Source organism: Otoolea muris (assembly GCF_943193115.1).
Taxonomy (GTDB): domain Bacteria; phylum Bacillota; class Clostridia; order Lachnospirales; family Lachnospiraceae; genus Otoolea; species Otoolea muris.
In genome coordinates, this window is sequence record NZ_CALPCY010000023.1 from 1 (window position 1) to 19,820 (window position 19,820).

The 19,820-nt window shown below is 53.4% G+C and carries 22 protein-coding genes, 1 tRNA gene and 2 pseudogenes; 22 read left to right on the forward strand and 3 right to left on the reverse strand.

Translation table 11 applies throughout. From position 1 onward, the window contains the following. Positions 1 to 332, reverse strand: a pseudogene (locus NFS31_RS14360) (hypothetical protein); the annotation flags it as partial. A gap of 247 nt (positions 333 to 579) precedes the next feature. Here NFS31_RS14360 and NFS31_RS14365 point away from each other — a divergent pair. Continuing rightward, positions 580 to 650 (forward strand) — tRNA-Trp (locus NFS31_RS14365). Positions 651 to 689: 39 nt separating this feature from the next. On the opposite strand, the gene NFS31_RS14370 is transcribed toward NFS31_RS14365, so the two are convergent. Continuing rightward, complete coding sequence (locus NFS31_RS14370; protein WP_251496460.1) at positions 690 to 794, reverse strand: replication initiator protein A; 105 nt, start codon at positions 792 to 794, stop codon at positions 690 to 692. Positions 795 to 819: 25 nt separating this feature from the next. After that, positions 820 to 912 (reverse strand): annotated as a pseudogene (locus NFS31_RS28355) (hypothetical protein); the annotation flags it as partial. A 358-nt stretch (positions 913 to 1,270) separates the two neighbouring features. On the opposite strand from NFS31_RS28355, the gene NFS31_RS14380 reads away from it, so the two are divergent. The 21 genes from NFS31_RS14380 (at position 1,271) to rplT (ending at position 19,726) form a co-directional block, all read left to right on the forward strand. Further along, positions 1,271 to 1,714, forward strand: a complete 444-nt coding sequence (locus tag NFS31_RS14380) for a GNAT family N-acetyltransferase (RefSeq protein ID WP_251496301.1) — start codon at positions 1,271 to 1,273, stop codon at positions 1,712 to 1,714. Positions 1,715 to 2,024: 310 nt separating this feature from the next. Beyond that, the gene (locus NFS31_RS14385; protein WP_251496304.1) at positions 2,025 to 2,444 is read left to right on the forward strand and encodes a hypothetical protein; all 420 of its coding nucleotides are present in this window, start codon (positions 2,025 to 2,027) and stop codon (positions 2,442 to 2,444) included. Between the two features lie 360 nt (positions 2,445 to 2,804). Beyond that, positions 2,805 to 4,106, forward strand: coding sequence for a methionine gamma-lyase family protein (locus NFS31_RS14390; protein WP_251496306.1), 1,302 nt, complete (start codon positions 2,805 to 2,807; stop codon positions 4,104 to 4,106). Between the two features lie 54 nt (positions 4,107 to 4,160). After that, positions 4,161 to 4,415 carry a DUF4321 domain-containing protein gene (locus tag NFS31_RS14395; RefSeq protein WP_251496308.1) on the forward strand — a complete coding sequence of 85 codons (255 nt, stop codon included), beginning with the start codon at positions 4,161 to 4,163 and terminating at the stop codon, positions 4,413 to 4,415. A 130-nt stretch (positions 4,416 to 4,545) separates the two neighbouring features. Next, entirely contained in the window at positions 4,546 to 5,238 is a 693-nt protein-coding gene (gene radC / locus NFS31_RS14400) for a RadC family protein (RefSeq protein WP_251496311.1), read from the forward strand. A gap of 1 nt (position 5,239) precedes the next feature. Beyond that, positions 5,240 to 6,088, forward strand: coding sequence for a rod shape-determining protein MreC (gene mreC, locus NFS31_RS14405; RefSeq protein ID WP_251496314.1), 849 nt, complete (start codon positions 5,240 to 5,242; stop codon positions 6,086 to 6,088). Further along, entirely contained in the window at positions 6,069 to 6,587 is a 519-nt protein-coding gene (gene mreD / locus NFS31_RS14410; protein WP_251496317.1) for a rod shape-determining protein MreD, read from the forward strand. Before mreC ends, mreD begins: the two co-directional genes overlap by 20 nt. Beyond that, the gene (locus NFS31_RS14415) at positions 6,580 to 9,444 is read left to right on the forward strand and encodes a penicillin-binding transpeptidase domain-containing protein (RefSeq protein WP_251496320.1); all 2,865 of its coding nucleotides are present in this window, start codon (positions 6,580 to 6,582) and stop codon (positions 9,442 to 9,444) included. The genes mreD and NFS31_RS14415 overlap by 8 nt, the downstream gene beginning before the upstream one ends. A 14-nt stretch (positions 9,445 to 9,458) precedes the next feature. Further along, positions 9,459 to 10,124, forward strand: coding sequence for a septum site-determining protein MinC (locus NFS31_RS14420; protein WP_251496323.1), 666 nt, complete (start codon positions 9,459 to 9,461; stop codon positions 10,122 to 10,124). Between the two features lie 273 nt (positions 10,125 to 10,397). Next, positions 10,398 to 11,189 (forward strand): septum site-determining protein MinD, encoded by a 792-nt coding sequence (gene minD / locus NFS31_RS14425; RefSeq protein WP_251496325.1) that lies wholly within the window; start codon positions 10,398 to 10,400, stop codon positions 11,187 to 11,189. A 12-nt stretch (positions 11,190 to 11,201) separates the two neighbouring features. After that, entirely contained in the window at positions 11,202 to 11,471 is a 270-nt protein-coding gene (gene minE / locus NFS31_RS14430; RefSeq protein WP_160227915.1) for a cell division topological specificity factor MinE, read from the forward strand. A gap of 15 nt (positions 11,472 to 11,486) precedes the next feature. Then, positions 11,487 to 12,611: an FtsW/RodA/SpoVE family cell cycle protein gene (locus NFS31_RS14435; RefSeq protein ID WP_251496327.1), complete on the forward strand. Its 1,125-nt coding sequence runs from the start codon at positions 11,487 to 11,489 to the stop codon at positions 12,609 to 12,611. A 16-nt stretch (positions 12,612 to 12,627) separates the two neighbouring features. After that, complete coding sequence (mgsA, locus tag NFS31_RS14440; protein ID WP_251496330.1) at positions 12,628 to 13,023, forward strand: methylglyoxal synthase; 396 nt, start codon at positions 12,628 to 12,630, stop codon at positions 13,021 to 13,023. Further along, on the forward strand, positions 13,023 to 13,997 hold the full coding sequence (locus NFS31_RS14445) for a D-alanyl-D-alanine carboxypeptidase family protein (RefSeq protein ID WP_251496452.1): 975 nt from the start codon (positions 13,023 to 13,025) through the stop codon (positions 13,995 to 13,997). Before mgsA ends, NFS31_RS14445 begins: the two co-directional genes overlap by 1 nt. A 144-nt stretch (positions 13,998 to 14,141) precedes the next feature. Then, complete coding sequence (locus NFS31_RS14450) at positions 14,142 to 14,561, forward strand: twitching motility protein PilT (RefSeq protein WP_251496333.1); 420 nt, start codon at positions 14,142 to 14,144, stop codon at positions 14,559 to 14,561. A gap of 418 nt (positions 14,562 to 14,979) precedes the next feature. Beyond that, complete coding sequence (thrS, locus tag NFS31_RS14455) at positions 14,980 to 16,911, forward strand: threonine--tRNA ligase (RefSeq protein ID WP_251496336.1); 1,932 nt, start codon at positions 14,980 to 14,982, stop codon at positions 16,909 to 16,911. Between the two features lie 94 nt (positions 16,912 to 17,005). After that, a complete protein-coding gene (locus tag NFS31_RS14460; protein WP_251496339.1) occupies positions 17,006 to 17,320 on the forward strand; it encodes a DUF1540 domain-containing protein in 315 nt (104 codons plus the stop codon). Between the two features lie 187 nt (positions 17,321 to 17,507). After that, positions 17,508 to 18,152, forward strand: coding sequence for a YczE/YyaS/YitT family protein (locus NFS31_RS14465; RefSeq protein WP_251496342.1), 645 nt, complete (start codon positions 17,508 to 17,510; stop codon positions 18,150 to 18,152). Positions 18,153 to 18,514: 362 nt separating this feature from the next. Beyond that, entirely contained in the window at positions 18,515 to 19,009 is a 495-nt protein-coding gene (gene infC, locus NFS31_RS14470; protein WP_251496345.1) for a translation initiation factor IF-3, read from the forward strand. A gap of 135 nt (positions 19,010 to 19,144) precedes the next feature. Then, positions 19,145 to 19,342: a 50S ribosomal protein L35 gene (gene rpmI, locus NFS31_RS14475; protein ID WP_160227064.1), complete on the forward strand. Its 198-nt coding sequence runs from the start codon at positions 19,145 to 19,147 to the stop codon at positions 19,340 to 19,342. A gap of 27 nt (positions 19,343 to 19,369) precedes the next feature. Beyond that, the gene (rplT, locus tag NFS31_RS14480) at positions 19,370 to 19,726 is read left to right on the forward strand and encodes a 50S ribosomal protein L20 (protein ID WP_251496348.1); all 357 of its coding nucleotides are present in this window, start codon (positions 19,370 to 19,372) and stop codon (positions 19,724 to 19,726) included. Positions 19,727 to 19,820 lie beyond the last annotated feature (94 nt).

The window sequence follows — 19,820 nt, forward strand, 5'->3', positions numbered from 1 at the left end:
TCGATTTGGGCAAACCTGTCATCGATTTGGGCAAACCTGTCATCGATTTGAGCAAATTTGGCTTCGATTTGGGCAAACCTGTCATCGATTTGGGCAAACCTGTCATCGATTTGAGCAAATTTGGCTTCGATTTGGGCAAATCTGGCTTCAAATTTAGCATTTTGTTCTGCGAATCTGGCTTCAAGCTTAGCATCTAATATTATGTTAAGTTTGGGAAGCAGAGAATATTCAAGTGCTTCCTCTAAAACTGCCGGGATCTTTTCCGTGACTATGACATCGATCTTTTTGTCAAGCAGTTCAGACAATGTCGCTAGAAATTCTTTTTCACCCATAAAAATTCCTCCTTGGTCATATTATAGCAATGGCGGAGAGTCTTGTCCAGAAACATATTACCTTATTTAAGAAAGTGAAATGATATAAATGTAACAGATAAACAGATTATATGAAATTATTTTTATTATACCGCAATTGTACTGGAAAAGTCAACCATTATTTTATCTCATTTTTACTGATTCCAAATTGTAAAAAATAATTGACAGTTCCACAGTCATGTGGTATTATATCTGAGTGAGCTGATTTAGGGGAATAGTTCAATGGCAGAGCAACGGTCTCCAAAACCGTTAATGGGGGTTCGAATCCCTCTTCCCCTGTTGAATATTTAAGTTGAAAGCCGAAGTGATATGGAGCTTTCAGCTTTTTTTGTTTTCAGGTTTGTCCTTGCCGCAGTCCAGCATGGTCATGGCTTCCTCCGGGGTGAAGTAGAGGAACCCGCCCGTTGTCGTCCAGCCAGCCATTGCGGGCAGACAGCCTCATGCGGTCATGCAGCAGGCCATACGGCACTTTGACTTCCGGCGATATGCCTTTGTAACGGCGGTCGGTCAAAAGGATCCAGGGCAAAGCGATATATAACAAAAAAGCCGCGCGGTAGATGATGGTTCGTCAGTTGCTGCGCGGCTTTTGGTTTCGATATTCGGTTTTTCGTGGCGTGTGCTCAGAAAAGAATTTACATTCATTCGTTAAATACGTACAATCAAAGAAAGGATGGTTGAAAAAATTGCAGAGCTGATTATTTTAAACAAAAATAGATTTATATAATGTACTCTCGGAATCTCGCTGTGCCTGATTTTGTGAGATGATTTTTTGTCAGATGTGCACAAATTTATGAGGCGTACGTGGAGCGTACGTTGATTAAATTTGGGTGCATCTGGCGGAAAATCAGCCGCAAAAGCAGGCGCAGAGAGATTCCGAGAGTACATTATAGGTAAAGAGTATGAAAATTATAGAGATAAAAGACAGAACTTCCGTATTAGTTGAACAATTATTAAAAGTATGGGAGAGTGCTGTGAAAGCTACTCATCTGTTTTTATCAGATGATGAGATAAGCAGTATTAAGCAGTATGTTCCACAAGCCTTAAATAGCGTTCCTATTTTGGTGGCAGCAGAGAATGAAATCGGGAATCCAATGGGCTTCATGGGAGTTGCAGATAAAATGCTTGAGATGCTGTTTATCTCAAATGAATGCAGAGGGCAAGGATTTGGGAAACAATTACTGCAGTATGGCATTGAAAATTATTCGGTAAAGGAACTTGCAGTCAATGAACAAAATCCTCTTGCAAAAGGCTTTTATGAACACATGGGATTTGAAGTTTATAAACGAACAGAATTAGATGAACAAGGCAATCCATTTCCATTACTGTATATGAAAAGAGATTGATAAATTCCTGTTTTGCTCTGCTGCAGGAGAGCAGTTTTAACATATGGTAGGAAGTTAAGGCGGGACAAACCGAAAGGGCCGGTTTTGCCTGTTGTTTGTTATGGATACCATCCTTGCAGCAGGCCAGTATCGGCGCATCTGTCAAAAGGTAGCTTTTGCCTGTTTCCCGGCTGAAGGGTACGGAGAATACGAACTATCCCTGCGTGTCCTGCGTCTTCCCATCGGAACCGGCACATATGAAAATATACCCCATTTTCTGCTGCACCTTGAATCCCGTTTCCGTTTATGGTACAATTCTTTAAGGAAAAAATTGACAAAAACAATGATTCAGGAAAGGCAGGGGGGGGGTCTGTATGTTTACAAATACCGGTATCAGGCGGAACTGCCGCTGTTTTTCTCCGCATTCTTTGTCGGGGCCGCCGCTGTTTCGCTTTTGATTCTTGGCCGCGGGGTGAGGGAAAGGAGAAATGGTCTGCTGTATGGTATCTTTGCCCTTCTGGCGCTGTTTGTCCTGCCCGTAGCGATTACGCTTCTTACGGGAATGGCGCAGCCCATCCGCGCCCATCTTACATATGCGCTGGTATTTGCGGGATATCTGTTTTTGCTGTGCGCTCATTTCCCAAAACTGTTTGCAAAATGGAAACGGCTGCGTATCGCAGCGTATGCGGCTGTTGCCGCCATCTCCCTGATCATTTCCTGGAGGCAGATGGTGAGTGTGAATAAGGATTAAGAAAACGGTGTACTAGTAGTGGTGAAGCTGTCCCATAGCCTTGATGTTATTTGCGCAGGTTGTGGACAGGATGCAGCCGTTCAGACCGGTCTGCGCGCCTGCTGCGCTGGATCGCACGAAAGTGTAGTGTCCGCAGGCATACGGCCGTTCAGGTTTGTCCAAAAAGCTGCGGCAGGATTGAAAACGATAATGGCAGTTTATAAAAAATTTCCTTGAATTTCCTTACATATAATGGTATGGTAAATAGAACGCAAAATACAGCGGTTCGCCCCGGCTGGGCGGTTGCCATAGAATGCATACCGAAACAGTGGAAGAGCGGCCGGGCGGCCTGCTTTTCCTGTACATAAGGAGATAAAGGGCATGTCAAAATCAGAACAACTGGGACAGATATATGAAAATCTTGGGATCAGCCGCGAGACGCTGGCCTTTGGAGAGGAGATAGAGCGCTCGTTAAAGGAGCGCTTTGAGGCGATCGACGGGACAGCGGAGTATAACCAGCTCAAGGTCATTGCCGCTATGCAGAAAAACCGGATCAGCGACATCCATTTTGCAGGAACCACAGGCTACGGCTACAATGATCTCGGCCGCGGCGCGCTGGAACGCGTCTATGCGGACGTATTCCACACAGAGGACGCGCTGGTGCGCCCGCAGATTGTGTGCGGGACGCACGCGCTCTACACAGCCCTGGCCGGAAACCTGCGGCCGGGGGACGAGCTTCTTTCCCCTGTGGGAAAGCCGTACGACACGCTGGAGGAGGTAATCGGCATCCGGGAGTCAAACGGTTCCCTGAAGGAATACGGCATCACGTACCGCCAGGCGGATCTTCTGGAGGACGGGGGCTTTGACTATGAGGGGATCCGGCGCGCAATCAATCCCCGTACAAAGCTGGCGACGATCCAGCGCTCGAAAGGCTACGCCTCCCGCCCGACCCTGTCCGTGGAGCGGATCGGCGGGCTCATATCCTTCATCAAGTCCATCAAGCCGGATGTGATCTGTATGGTAGACAACTGCTACGGAGAATTTGTGGAAGCCATCGAGCCGGGCGATGTGGGGGCGGATATGACCGTGGGCTCCCTGATCAAGAATCCCGGCGGCGGCCTGGCCCCGATCGGCGGCTATATCGCGGGGACAAAGGCATGTGTAGAAAACGCCGCGTTCCGCCTGGGCTCGCCCGGCTTAGGGCGCGAGGTAGGGGCCAGCCTTGGGGTCAACCAGTCCCTGTTCCAGGGCCTCTTTATGGCGCCCGCCGTCGTGGCCGGGGCTTTGAAGGGCGCGATTTTCGCCGCAAATGTATATGAACGCCTCGGATTTCCCGTGATGCCAAATGGACAGGAGAGCCGCCACGACATCATCCAGGCCGTCACGCTGAAAAGCCCGGAGGGCGTGGCCGCGTTCTGCCAGGGCATCCAGGCCGCCGCCCCGGTGGACAGCTTCGTCACGCCGGAGGCATGGGATATGCCGGGCTACGATTCGCCGGTGATCATGGCCGCCGGGGCCTTTGTGCAGGGCTCATCCATCGAGCTGTCAGCCGACGGCCCGATCAAAGAGCCCTACAACGTCTATTTCCAGGGCGGCCTGACGTGGCATCATGCAAAGCTGGGGATTCTGATGTCGCTGCAGAAGATGGTTGATGCAGGGCTGGCGAAGATTGTGCGGAGATAAGGGCGAATTGTGAAAGCCCCGCCTGGAAACGGCGCGGAAAGAGAGGAACCGATCATGGGCAGAGAAAAGAATTTCTGGATTTTGCTGCTGTTTTTACTGACAGGCATCGTGCTTGGCGGTTTCCTTGGCAGCCTTGCGTCCGGTATTCCGTGGCTGTCGTGGCTGAACTTCGGGGAGACGTTCGGGCTGACGGATCCGCTGAAGCTGGATTTCGGGATTCTGGTCATCACCTTTGGGCTGACGATCCGGATTACCATGGCCAGTATCATCGGGGTGCTGGTCGCGATCCTGGTATACCGCGTCTTTTAAAGGCGCGGCGCATATGGATATGGAATCGGTCAAAAACGATGATTTCCACAGATTTTCCTTCTCAAAACGTACTTGGAGAGGCGCGTTCAGAGCGGCGGGGCCCACATCGGGCCGCCGGTGAGGAGGTCAGATGGAACGACGTAAGATAAAGGAGCTGCCAAACGAGGACAGACCCTATGAGAAATGCGCCGCGCAGGGGCCGGAGGCTTTAACGGACGCGGAGCTTCTGGCAGTGATGCTGCGGACCGGGACCAGGGGGGAGAACTCCCTGGAGCTTGCAAAGCGGCTTCTGACGCAGTGCCAGCCGGAGGGCCTTTTGGGCCTGATGCATTTATCCCTGCCGGAGCTGATGGAGCTTCGCGGCATCGGACGGGTAAAGGGGATTGAGCTTTTGTGCGTGGGCGAGCTGTCGAGGCGCATCTGGAAGTCCGTGGCGCGGGACAATGTGCCGGCTTTTACGGATCCGGCGCGGATTGCGGGCTACTATATGGAGGACATGCGTCATATGGAACAGGAGGAGCTGCGCCTGATGATGCTGAACACGAAGAACACGCTGATCCGCGATTCGCTGATCTTTCGGGGGACAGTGAACTTATCCGTGGCGTCTCCAAGGGAGATTTTTATTGAAGCGGTGCGGTATCATGCGGTCAGTGTGATCCTGATCCACAACCACCCGAGCGGCGATCCGTCCCCCAGCCGGGAGGATCAGAGGATGACGGCGCAGATGAAGGAGGCGGGGGCCCTTCTGGGAATCCGTCTTTTAGATCACATTATTATTGGGAATCAGACCTATTTCAGTTTTAAGGAACGGGGAATACTATAGAATGAAAAACAGCAAATATATCCTGGCAGGGCTGTCCGTTTTTTGCATCCTGCTGATTGGGGTTACGTCGTTTAGCAGCAGCTTTCTCGCGCCGCTGCGCGTCGGGGTCGGCTATGCGCTCGTCCCGCTCCAGTCAGGGGTCAATGCGGTCGGGGCCAGTATTTACAATTACATCCGGGATTTTTCATCCCTTAAGGCGGCGCAGGAGGAAAACGAGGTCCTCACGGCGCGTGTCAGCCAGCTCACGGAGGAGAACACGCGCCTGCAGGCCGAGGTGTATGAGCTTGCAAGGCTTCGGGAGCTGTTCGGGCTGGATCAGGAATACATGCAGTATGAGAAGGTGGCGGCCCGCATCATTGCCAGGGATTCGGGCAACTGGTTCCAGGTGTTCCGCATCAACAAGGGCTCGGCGGACGGCATCATGGTTGACATGAACGTCATGGCCGACGGCGGCCTGGTGGGCATCGTCATCGACGTGGGGGCCAATTACGCCACGGTCCGCACGATTATCGACGATGACAGCAATGTCAGCGGCATGTCGCTGCGCTCCGGGGACACGTGCAATGTGTCCGGGGATCTGACGCTGTATGAGCAGGGCCGCATCGGGCTTGACCACATAAAAAAGGACGCGGATATCCAGGACGGCGACAAGATCGTCACCTCCAACATCAGCGATGTGTTCTTGCCCGGCATTCTGATCGGCTACGCCTCAGAGCTGTCCACGGACGCGAATAATGTCACTAAATCAGGCTATATCATCCCGGCGGCGAGGTTTGACAACCTCCAGGAGGTGCTGGTGATTACACAGCTTAAAAACAGGAGAGACGGGCATGCGGAAAATTCTGATTAACATTGGCCTGATGGTTCTGGCCTTTACCATCCAGATCTGCGTATTCCCGCAGATTGCCTTCCTTTCCGCAGCGCCGAACCTGCTTCTCACCCTGACGTTCATCTGCGCGTTTATTGAGGGAAAGGAGCTGGGGATGCTGTACGGCTTCATCGCCGGACTTCTCATGGATCTCTTTTACAGCGGGCCCTTTGGCTTTTACACCCTGTTTTTCGTAAACATGGGGTATGTAAACGGGATCTGCACGAAATATTATTATGAGGATTATATTACGCTGCCGCTGGTTTTAAGTATTGTAAATGATCTGGCTTATAACCTGTATATCTACATTTTCCGTTTCCTGATCCGGAACCGGCTGAATTTCGGGCATTATTTCCTGAAGATCATCCTTCCGGAGATGATTTTCACAACGGTGACGACGCTGGTGTGTTATTCATTCCTTTTATTTATTCACCGCAAGCTCAGGGAATGGGAGCAAAGGAGAGACTCGAATCTTGTTTGAAGACCTGAAAGAATATATAAAAGAGCTGTTTCATAAGATCATAACATCACGGCTGTTTGTCCTTGGCGTGCTGTTTTTTGCTATGTCCTGCACGCTGGTGGCGCGGCTGTTCCGCTTACAAATTATGGAGGGGGAGACGTATCAGGACGCGTACATCGCGCTGGCCGAGAAGGTGATTAAGACGGCCAGCACCCGGGGGAATATCTACGACCGCAACGGGAATGTCCTGGCGTACAATGAGCTGGCCTACACGGTCGCCATCCAGGATATCGGCGCGCTTCGCAGGGACTCGGACTGGAATACCATGCTGTATGAGCTGGTCTCGATTTTGGACCGGCACGGGGAGACGGTGCAGGGCAGCCTGGAGCTGTCGATCGACCGCGACGGAGAGATTCGATTTACAGCCAAAACACAGGCGGCGAAGAAGCGCTTTCTGCGGGATTACTACGGCTTAAAGAGCGTGGACGAGCTGGACGGCGAGGATGGGAAGTACCCCTCGGACGTCACGGCCCGGGAGCTGTTTGAGGAGCTGAAGGAGACATACAGCCTGGGGGAGACAAAAAACCGGGCCGGGGAGACGGCGGACGTGCCGGATCCGCTGGCGCTGGCCATGGTGAATATCCGCTACACGATGCGTTTCACCGCCTTCCAGAAGTACGAGACGACGGTCATTGCCTCCAATATCAGCGACGAGACGGTGGCGGATATCCTGGAGCACGCGGCGGCGCTTCCGGGCGTGGATATTGAGGAGACGACGATCCGCGTCTACAATGACAGCCTGTACTTTGCCCCGATCCTTGGCTATACGGGCAAGGTAACGGCCGAGCGGCTGGAGGAATTGAAGAAAATCAATGATGATTACGAGCTCAATGACATCGTGGGGCGGACCGGGATCGAGTCCTCCATGGAGCTGAATTTAAAGGGCAAAAAGGGCTCCCAGACCGCGTATGTGGACAATGTGGGGCGTATCTTAAGCATTGAAAACGAGGTGCCGCCCGAGGCCGGCAATGACATCTGGCTGACCCTGGATCTGAACCTGCAGAAGGGCATTTATCATATCCTGGAGCGGCAGCTCGCGGGCGTGCTGGTCAATACCATTGTCAACATGGAGGCGGATCAGATCACTTACCGCGATTCTTCCACGATCCGGATTCCTGTAAAGGACGCCTATTTTCAGCTCATCAACAATAACGTGCTGTCGCTTGAGTCCTTTGCCTCGGATGAGGCTTCGGATGTGGAGCGCCGGATCAACCAGAAGTATGCGGACGCGCGGGTGCGCATTGAAAATGAGATCCGCGGCGAGCTTTTATCAGAGCACGCGCTGCCCATGGAGAGCCTGTCTGAGGAGATGCGCTCGTACATGCAGTATATTTACGCCTGCCTGTCCGGAGACGAGGCGGGGGTCGTCCTGCGCGACGCCATTGATACGGGAAGCGCGGAGTACGCGGCCTGGCGCGAGGGGCAGATGAGCCTGCATGACTATTTATATTATGGGATTGCCAGCAACTGGATCGATACCACAAAGCTGAATATCGAGAGCCGCTATTCCAACGCGGACGATGTGTTTACAGCCCTGGTGGATTTCTGCTTTGACCTCCTCCGGGAAGATACGGAGTTTACCAAGCGGATTTACAGGTATCTAATCAACAATAATACCGTGACGGGGCAGGAGCTCTGCCTGGCTCTGTATGCGCAGAACGTGCTGGCCTATGATGAGGCCGAGGTGCGGGCCCTTGAGGCGGGGGATGAGAATACGGCGTATGGTTTCCTGATAGGAAAGATACGCAATATTGAGCTCACGCCGGCCCAGCTCGCCCTGGATCCGTGTACGGCGAGCTGCGTGGTGACCGATGTGCGCAACGGGGAGGCGCTGGCGCTTGTGACCTACCCGAGCTATGACAATAACCGGATCTCGGACAGCGAATATTTTGCCAGGCTGAACGCGGATCAGTCGCTGCCGCTTCGGAATAACGCGACGCAGACCTTAAAAGCGCCCGGATCGACATTTAAACCGATTACAGCCATTGCAAGTCTTGAGGAGGGCGTGATAAGCCTTGAGGAGCCGATCACCTGCACGGGTATTTACGAAGAGGTCAGCAATCCCATCCGCTGCTGGAAGTACCCGGGCTTTCACGGGCCGCTGAATGTGGTCGGAGGGCTGGAAAATTCCTGCAACTATTTCTTCTCCGAGGCGGCCCACCGGCTCTCCCTGGAGGCGGACGGGACATACAGCACGGAAAAGGGCCTGGCGCAGCTTCGCAAATATGCGACCCTGTTCGGCCTTGGCGAGACTTCGGGTATCGAGATCTCGGAGTCCGCGCCGGAGATCAGCAATACGGATCCCGAGCGCTCCTCCATGGGACAGGGCACGCACCAGTTTGCCAATGTGCAGCTCGCGCGCTATGTGACGGCTCTGGCAAACCGCGGGACGGTGTTTGATTTGAGCCTGATCGACAAGGAGACCGATTCACAGGGGAACCTGGTGGAGGACTATAAGCCAAAGATCCACGAGAGCCTTTCGATCAGCCAGGATACTTGGGACGCCGTGCATCAGGGGATGCGCCAGGTTATCACAAACAGCAGTATTTTTTCAAATCTGGACATCCACATTGCTGGAAAGACAGGGACGGCGCAGGAGTCGGAGAAGAGGGGCAACCATGCGTTCTTTATCTCCTTTGCGCCGTATGAGAACCCGGAGATCGTGGTCACGGTCAATATTCCGAACGGATATACCTCCGCAAATGCGGCCCGGGTGGCAAGGCATGTGTACCGCTATTATTACGGGTACACGACGCTGGACGATATTATGGCCTCCGGAGCGCTCGATTCGTCCAATGAGCGGATGAACGGAGACTAAAAGGGGATGATTTCATGCGCAGTTCAGTTGTGATCAAGGGCAGCAAGGCAGGGATGACGGTGATTTTGAGCCCGGAGCTGCCGTTTGAGGAATTGATTGAAGATATAGGAAAAAAATTCAGGGAGAGCGCCCGCTTCTGGGGCTCGGCCCAGATGACGCTGACACTGGAGGGGAGGGAGCTGACCCCGGTGGAGGAGCTTAAGGTGGTGGACGCTATTACGGCAAACTCGCAGCTTGAGATCCTCTGCCTCCTGGACACGGACGCGAACCGGATCGCCCGCTGCGAAAAGGCGCTGACCGAACGCCTGATGGAGCTTTCAGGCCGGACCGGGCAGTTTTACAGGGGCAGCTTAAACCGCGGCGACGTGATCGAGTCCGAGGCGAGCATCGTGGTGATCGGGGACGTCCACCACGGCGCGCGCGTGACGGCAAAGGGCAATATCATTGTCCTCGGGCTTTTGGGGGGCACGGTCCACGCCGGGGCGGCGGGAAACCGGGACGCCGTGGTGGCGGCCTTTGGGATGTCTCCCTTACAGCTTACGATCGCCTCCTGCACCCTCGGGGGAGGAGATAAGGGAAAGCGTCTTGGGCGCGGGGCCATGATCGCCTCCGTCTCAGAAAACGGGATCCGCGTGGAGACCATTAAAAAAAGTTTTTTTAATTACTTTAATTTTATATAAATTTTATATAAATTACATTTAATGCTGGAATTATTTCCGGTTTTAGAGTAGAATAATAGGGTAGACTTATGTTGTGGGCCGGCCGGCGGTTATGCCTGGCAGTCAACAACCCCGCTGCAAGCAACGGGGCGTCAAACTTGCAGCGCTGCAGAGCAGCGGGGTATTTGACCCTCGCGGCAGTCGCCAAATGTGCATGCAAGCATGCCCACTTGGCTCGTTGCTCGCGGGAATAAAGGCCGGAACGCGGCAAACTGAATACAGGAGGATGTTCATATGAGTGAAGTCATTGTTGTTACTTCCGGAAAAGGAGGCGTCGGCAAGACAACCACTTCTGCGAATGTCGGAACGGGCCTTGCCATGCTGGGAAAGCGTGTGGTTCTGATTGATACGGATATCGGGCTGCGCAATCTCGATGTGGTGATGGGCCTGGAGAACCGGATTGTCTACAATCTGGTGGACGTCATAGAAGGGAACTGTCGTATGAAGCAGGCGCTCATTAGAGACAAAAGATATCCTGACCTGTTTTTACTGCCCTCTGCCCAGACGCGGGACAAGTCGTCCGTGAGCCCTGGACAGATGATCAAACTGGTAGACTACTTAAGAGAAGATTTTGATTACATACTGTTAGACTGCCCGGCCGGCATCGAGCAGGGATTCCGCAACGCGATTGCGGGGGCGGACCGGGCAATTATCGTTACAACGCCGGAGGTTTCGGCCATCCGGGACGCAGACCGCATCATCGGCCTTCTGGAAGCGGAGGACGTAAGGACAAAGGAGCTTATCATCAACCGGATCCGCATGGATATGGTGCGGCGCGGGGACATGATGTCCGTGGATGACGTGATGGATATTCTGTCCGTCCCGATCCTTGGAACCGTCCCGGATGACGAGGACATCGTCATTTCCACCAACCAGGGAGAACCTCTGGTGGGGATGAACGGCTGCGCCGGGGAGGCGTACTTAAACATCTGCAAGCGGATACTGGGCGAATCAGTGCCGTTTATGAACCTGGATAACAGCCGGAACATTTGGTCGAAAATCACATGCCTCCTGAAGCGGGCGTAAGGAGGCGGCCCTATGATTCATATTGCAGAGATATTCACCAGGAAAAATTCCGGCGAGATCGCCCGCCAGAGGCTGAAATTTTTGCTGGTTTCGGACCGGGCGGGCTGCTCGCCGGAGCTTCTGGAGATGATCCGGAACGATTTTCTCCACACGCTGTCCCGCTATGTGGAGATCGACGCGGGCGATCTGACGGTATGCGTCCTGCGAAACGCATCCGACGGCTATAAGGGAAAGCTGCCCGCGCTCTATGCCAGTATACCGATTCGTGATTTACGGAAGTAAGGGGCTGTTTACAGAATGATATTCGAGTATAACTTCAAAAATTACAATTTCCGCATAATCCTGTATATGCTCGCGCTCAGCGTCCTCGGCGTTCTCTTAATCGGGAGCGCCAGCGGGCGCGATTCGTCCACGGTGATGAAGCAGATTGTGGGAGCTCTAGTCGCTCTGGCGGCCTGCCTTGTGCTGTCGCTCATCGACTACCACCGGTATTTTAAATTCAGCGCCCTGATCTATCTGGGCTGCGTGGGATTTCTTATTGCGGTGCTCCTGATCGGCAAGCACACCAAGGGCGCGACGAGATGGCTCAAGATTTTCGGGATTCAGATTCAGCCGTCTGAGTTTGTTAAGATAGGGCTTATCGTAGTCTTTTCCTGGTTCCTTTCCCGGAACCGGGAGAAGATTAACCACCCCCTGATCATCGGGGCGGCCGCCCTCCTTGCGGCCGTCCCCCTGGGGATGGTTTACATGCAGCCAAATTTGTCCACTACGATTGTGATTGCGTTTACGCTGGCCTGCATGATCTATATGGCGGGCCTTAGCTACCGCTGGATTCTCGGCATACTGGCGGCCGGGATTCCCGCTGCGCTTCTCTGCCTTTACCTGGCTGTGCTGGATATCGTTCCGTTTTTGGAGCAATACCAGGCGAAGCGCATCCTGGCCAAGATCTTTCACAGCGACAGCCAGTATGCTGACTTAAACCGTCAGCAGGATAACTCGATTATGGCAATCGGGTCAGGGCAGCTCAAGGGAAAGGGGCTTTTTAACAACACCCTTGCGTCTGTCAAAAATGGAAATTTCCTTTCCGAAGAACAGACGGATTTTATTTTTGCAGTAGTTGGAGAGGAGCTGGGCTTCATTGGCTGTGTGGCCGTGATTCTCATTTATTCCCTGATGGTTTATGAATGCCTGTGGATGGCAGGCCGGGCAAAGGATGAGGCCGGAAAGCTCATCTGCTCCGGCATGGCGGCGCTTCTGGCCTTCCAGAGCTTTGCCAATATTGCCGTGGCCACCGGCGTTTTTCCGAACACGGGACTTCCGCTTCCTTTCATCAGCTCAGGCATCAGTTCTTTGCTCAGCATGTTTATCGGGATGGGGATTGTCCTCAATGTCGGACTTCAGAGAAAAAGCATGAATCATTAAGGAGGCAGGTATATCAATGTTTATTGGGTTGATTGCGCATGACGCAAAAAAGAAGCTGATGCAGAATTTCTGCATTGCTTACAGGGGGATTTTAAGCAAACATGACTTGTATGCGACCGGAACGACGGGCAGGCTGATTGAGGAGGTTACGAACCTGTCCGTCCATAAGTACCTTCCGGGCCATTTGGGCGGGAGCCAGCAGCTTGGCTCCCAGATTGAACACAACCAAATCGATCTTCTGATTTTCCTGCGGGATCCGTTTGCCCCCAAGCCGCATGAGCCGGACGTCAACGACGTGGTGAAGCTGTGCGACATGCACAATATTCCGCTGGCCACCAACCTGGCCACGGCGGAGCTTCTGATTAAGGCGCTGGACCGGGGCGATATGGAATGGCGGGAGATTTACAAATGATGGTGAAACGGGGAGTGACAAAGGGCCTCTGCGCCGTGCTCGCCGCCTCGGCGGTTCTGTCCGGCTGCGGCGTATCGCGTCGCGGGGAGCTTGAAGGGGCGTATTCGTTTGAGGAGCGGGACGGCATGTCAGAGGCGCAGGGGGAGCTTGCCTGCCTGCCGTTCTTTGCGGAACATCTCTGCGTGCCGGCAGGCGATACGGAGGCGGATCTGTCCATATCGGCCGAGGCGGGCGCTCTGTTTGACATAAGCCGCGCGGAGGTCATTTACAGCAAGAACGCGCTGGAGCAGATGTATCCGGCCAGCACCACGAAGATCATGACCGCCCTGATCGCGATCGAGGAGGGGAACCTTGAGGACACGGTGACGGTCACGGAGGCCGCGGTGATCACGGAGGCAGGGGCCACCCTGTGCGGGATTAAGCCCGGGGATCGTCTGACGCTTATGGATCTGCTCTATGGACTGATGCTGCCGTCCGGAAACGACGCGGCCAATGCGATAGCGGTACACATGTCCGGCTCGGTGGAAGCCTTCGCGGAGCGCATGAATGAACGCGCGCGGCGTCTGGGCGCGACGGGGACGCATTTCATGAACCCCAGCGGCCTGCATGATGAGAACCACTATACAACGGCCTATGACTTGTACCTGATGTTTAACGAGGCGTTAAAGTATCCGCTGTTCCGCGAGATTATCGGGATCCAGTCCTACACGGCCGGCTACACGGACGCGGAAGGAAACCCGGTTTCCAAAACCTGGAACGTGGGCAACTGGTATCAGAAGGGGGACCGCCAGCCGCCGGAAGGCGTTACGGTTCTGGGCGGAAAAACCGGCACCACGCAGGCCGCCGGCAACTGCCTGGTGATGGGAAACGCCGACGCATCCGGCGATGAGTATATTTCTATCGTGATGAAAGCGGCCGGCCGGCCGGCTCTGTACGACAATATGTCGAATATTATTGCAAAAATTGTCAATTAATGGCTGATATCTGGTCGAATTTTTTATGAAAAAAGTCACAGAGCATGAATTTGTGATTGCGTTTTTGGCTGATTTATACTATAATTATTTATACATTAATTGACTTTTTATACAACTTCAATAAAATCCAAGGAGGAGATTGTTATGGTTCAGATCATTTCAGGAGCAAAGGGAAAAGGAAAGACAAAGTATTTACTGGATATGGCGAATACGGCGGTGAAGGAATCCAAGGGTTCGATCGTGTATCTCGACAAGAGCTCTAAGCACATGTACGAGTTAAATAACCGGATTCGTCTGATCAACGTGCAGGAGTACCCGATTACCAGCAGCGAGGGCTTTATCGGCTTTATCTGCGGGATCATTTGCCAGGATCATGATCTGGAGCAGATGTACCTGGACAGTTTCCTCAAATTGGCCTGCCTTGAGGGCGAGAGCATGGAAGAGACATATAAGACGCTGGAGGCGCTTGGGAAGAAGCATCATATTACGTTCGTCTTAAGCGTGTCCATGAATAAGGACGCGCTTCCGGAGTGCGCGAAGGAGAGCGTGGTTGTTTCGCTGTAGCTTTCATTCAAAAACTTCTTGACAAACCTCAACCGAATGCTATAATCAAACCAATAAGCCAACGCGTTGAAGAGACGAGTAGGCTCCGGGAGCTGTCCAGAGAGAGGCGCAAGACGGTGGAAGCGCGTTACAGCAGACGGAGTCCGAAGACCACCTCGGAGCGTCCCTTAATCGGGAACGGTGATTCCGTTATCATCAGCAAGAGAGGTTCAGGCCGGGAAGCGGCCTGCGCAATACGGGGTGGAACCGCGGCATATACCGTCCCCTGGCCTGCATCAGACGATGCGTGCCAGGGGATTTTTTATGCACACGGGCGTCCGGAGGAAATATGTCAGCCATAAGCTGACGGGCGCCCGGGCTGGGAAAATGCGTTTCCCAGCCCGGCTGCACATCATATCAATATAAAGGAGAAACGAAGATGAAGATTACGTTAAAAGACGGCTCTGTGCGGGAATATGCAGCCCCGGTGCCGATCATCGACATCGCAAAGGATGTGAGCGAGGGCCTTGCAAGGATGGCGTGCCTGGGCGAGGTGGACGGCGAGACGGCGGATCTGCGCACCGTGGTTGACAAAGACTGCCATGTGAATATTTTAACGGCAAAGGACGAAAAGGGGCTGGCGGCGCTGCGCCATACGGCCAGCCATGTGATGGCGCAGGCGGTGAAGCGCCTGTTTCCGGAGACGAAGCTGGCCATCGGCCCGTCCATCGCAGACGGCTTTTACTACGACGTGGATCCGTCCTCTCCCCTGACAGCGGAGGATCTGCCGAAGATCGAGGCGGAGATGAAGAAGATCATCAAGGAGGGCCTGCCTTTAGAGCGCTTTACGAAGCCCAGGGAGGAAGCGATCGCGTTTATGCGGGAAAAGGAGGAGCCGTATAAGGTGGAGCTCATTGAGGATCTGCCGGAGGACGCCCAGATCAGCTTTTACAGCCAGGGGGAATTTACGGATCTGTGCGCCGGGCCCCATCTGATGAGCACAAAGGGCGTGGGCAAGGCTTTTAAGATCATGAACCTGGCCGGGGCTTACTGGCGCGGCAGCGAGAAGAATAAGATGCTGACCCGCATTTACGCGGCCGCGTTTGCCTCCAAAGAGGACCTAGAGGCGTATATCACCATGATGGAGGAGGCGAAAAAGCGGGATCACCGAAAGCTCGGCAAAGAATTAGGGCTCTTTATGATGCACGACGCCGGCCCGGGCTTCCCGTTCTTCCTTCCCAAGGGCATGACGCTTAAGAACACGCTCCTCGATTACTGGAGGGAGATCCATAAAAAGGCGGGCTATGTGGAGATCTCCACGCCGGTTATCTTAAACCGGAGCCTGTGGGAGACGTCCGGCCACTGGGGGCATTATAAAAATAACATGTACACCACCGTGATTGACGAGGAGGACTACGCGATCAAGCCCATGAACTGTCCGGGCGGGATCCTGGTGTATGCCTCTGAGCCGCGTTCCTACCGCGATCTGCCGATGCGGGTCGGCGAGCTTGGGCTGGTTCACCGCCATGAAAAATCCGGACAGCTTCACGGCCTGATGCGGGTGCGCTGCTTTACACAGGACGACGCGCATATTTTCATGATGCCGGAGCAGATTAAGGATGAGATCAAGGGAGTCGCGCACCTGATCAACGAGGTGTATTCCCTGTTTGGCTTTAAGTACCATGTGGAGCTCTCCACCCGGCCGGAGGACAGCATGGGAAGCGAGGAGGACTGGGAGATGGCCACAGAGGGCCTTAGAGGGGCTCTTGACGAGCTGGGGCTTGACTATGTGGTCAATGAGGGCGACGGCGCGTTCTACGGGCCCAAGATCGATTTCCATCTGGAGGATTCGATTGGCAGAACCTGGCAGTGCGGCACGATCCAGCTCGACTTCCAGCTCCCGCAGCGGTTTGAGCTGGAATATACGGGCGCGGACGGCGAGAAGCATCAGCCCATCATGATCCACCGCGTGGCCTTTGGCTCCATTGAGCGCTTTATCGGCATCCTGATCGAGCACTTTGCGGGCGCGTTCCCGACCTGGCTGGCCCCGGTGCAGGCGAGGGTGCTGCCGATTTCCGACAAATATACGGATTACGCGAAAGAGGTTCTTGAGCAGTTAAACGAGGCCGGCATCCGGGCGGAGCTCGACACGCGCTCGGAAAAGATCGGCTACAAGATCCGCGAGGCGCAGACGCAGAAGATCCCCTATATGCTGGTCGTGGGCCAGAAAGAGGAGGAGACAAAGACCGTCGCCGTCCGCAGCCGATTCGCAGGCGACGAGGGCGCAAGCTCTGTAAACGATTTTATTTCCATGATTCAAAAAGAAATCGCCGGCAAAGAGATCCGCGCCGTGGAGAAAAAGGCGGAGTAACGCCGCGTAATCCTTTGATGTATAAAATCAGACCGGCCGCGCATACTAATCCTGATTCTTGTGAATGAAAAAAACAGTCAGGAGGTATCAGATTATGACAAAGCTGGATTGTAATGTAACAGGATGCGTACACAACGCGGAGAATTGCTGCTGCAAGAACACGATTGTGGTTGAGGGCAACGCCGCGAGGGAGAAGTGCGACACCTGCTGCGGCAGCTATGATGAGAAGAAGGGAAACATGTTCCGCAACCTCTTTAAGACCCCGGAAAACCGCCTGGAGGTGGAATGTGAGGCGACGAATTGTGTATACAATAAAGAGCGCCGCTGCAGCGCCGAGCACATCGGCATTGTAGGCGGAAACGCCACAGAGGCGGTTCAGACCGAATGCGCGAGCTTCCGCGCGAGATAGGATAAAGGGAACGCCGGCAGAAGAAGGATCCGTTCTGCCGGCCTCCTTTTTGGGGATGTACTCCCGGAGTCCCTCCACGTCTGCCTTTACGGCTGATTTTGTGAGATTCCGGGAGCGCATTAGCTATACAACAGGGAATAGCCCGCAAGCCGGAACCGTTTTAATTGGGAAAGGATATTCATTACATATGAACAGGGAGGCATTTGCCGCAAATTTCAAACGTCCCCGCATGGGGAGAAGGCTCACAGCGCTCATCATCAGCCTGACGGTTATGGGGATGTGCATCGCTGTGTTTAAAATCGTGGGCTTGGGGACGGATCCCAGCTCCACCTTTGGGACAGGCCTGTCCAACTGGACGGGCATATCGTTTGGGACATGCATGTTGGTTTTTAATCTCCTCATGTTTGTTCCTGTGATTCGCTGCGATCTGTCCCGAATCGGCATAGGAACCGTCTTAAATATGGCGGGCGTGGGATATATCGCCGATTTTTTTCAGTATGTTTTCAGGGAATTTGTACCAGAAAACGGATTATCGATGGCAATGCGTCTGGCGCTGTTTGCGGCCAGCATGGCCCTATTTCTGGTTGCAGTGTCCTTCTATATGGTGGTTGATCTGGGAATCGCCCCCTACGACGCGATCCCTCAGCTCATCGCGGCCCGCGCGGGAAAGCTGGGATTCCGGTATGTCCGTATGATCTGGGATCTGTCAATACTGTCGATCGGCTTTTTGCTCGGCGCGGCCGTGGGCCTGACGACGCTGGTAACCGGTTTTTGCCTGGGCCCCGCGGTTTCGGCAGTGTCCGGGCGCGTCAGGGGATGGTTTGAGGAATAGCTGGATTGCCCTCGGCTGGAAGAACTGAAAACTGGTTACAGTTCACGGGGCGGGGAAAACTGAAAAAGCAACTGAAAAAGACTAAAAAACCATTTGACATTTCCCCCACAATATAGTATATTATAAAAGCCGCGCCAAGTCAGGAGCGGCAAATCAGGAAAGCAGGTTATCCACCTCACCCTGGCACGAGGCAGTGACCATGGGTTTATATCGTAAGAAAGCGTCCCTTTCGGGCGTTCAGTTATGATAAGCGGATAGTCTGTCCGCTTATTTTTGTTATACAAAGAGCGGCAGTATGTTTATCTCAGGGAGTATGAACAGATCAATCAAATTTATGGGGGTGTACGGCTATTAGCGAATTAATGATTAACGAACAGATCCGCGACAGGGAGGTTCGTCTGATTGGAGAGAATGGAGAACAGCTTGGAATCATGTCCGCAAGGGAAGCGTATGAGAAGGCAAAGGCAGCAGAGCTTGATCTGGTAAAGATCGCCCCGACTGCGAAGCCGCCGGTATGCAAGATCATTGATTATGGTAAATACCGGTACGAGCTGGCCCGAAAAGAGAAGGAAGCGAAGAAGAAGCAGAAGGTGATCGAGGTGAAGGAAGTCCGCCTCTCGCCCAATATTGATGAGAATGATTTAAACACCAAGATGAATAATGCCAGGAAGTTTCTCACCAAGGGAAACAAGGTGAAGGTGACGCTTCGTTTCCGGGGCCGCGAGATGGCTCATATGTCCAAGACGAAATACATCCTTGACGATTTTGCGGAAAAGCTGTCCGATATTGCCACGGTTGATAAGCCTGCAAAGGTAGAGGGCAGAACCCTTGTGCTTTTCCTAAGCGCAAAACGGTAACGAAGGACGGGGAGTTCCGTTTATTCGCAAAGAGCCTGTCTTTTCGATTAGTGTGACAAAACGCTATAATAGAGCGGCTGTCCGCAAGAGCTGGACGGCTGCGCAACAGACCAATATGAAGGAGGAAACATCAATATGCCTAAAATGAAAACAAGCAGAGCGGCCGCTAAGCGCTTTAAGAAAACAGGAAGCGGAAAATTAGTAAGAAATAAAGCTTACAAATCCCATATCTTAACCAAGAAGTCCTCGAAGAGAAAGAGAAATCTCAGGAAAGACATTGTTACGGACGCTACAAACAGCAAGGTAATGAAGAAGATTTTACCGTACTTATAGGATTTGGGAAGAAGGAGGAAATAAGATATGGCAAGAGTAAAAGGCGGTTTAAACGCCAGAAAAAAACATAACCGGGTGCTGAAGCTGGCAAAGGGCTACAGAGGCGCGCGTTCCAAACAGTACAGGGTGGCAAAGCAGTCCGTTATGAGGGCGCTGGCGAGCTCCTATGCAGGACGTAAGGAGAGAAAGAGGCAGTTCCGCCGTCTGTGGATTGCCCGTATCAACGCCGCGGCCCGTATCAACGGCTTATCCTACAGCAGGATGATGCACGGCTTAAAGCTGGCCGGCGTTGAGATGAACCGCAAGGTTTTATCCGACATGGCGATCAGCGACGCGGCCGGGTTTGCAAAGCTGGCGGAGCTGGCTAAGGCGAAGCTCGCTTAAACGAAATGGAAACAAAAAACCGGAAAACCTGCGGAAATGGGCAGGCTTCCGGTTTTTGTGTATTTTAACACGCGTGTTCCGGCATGCATGGGGA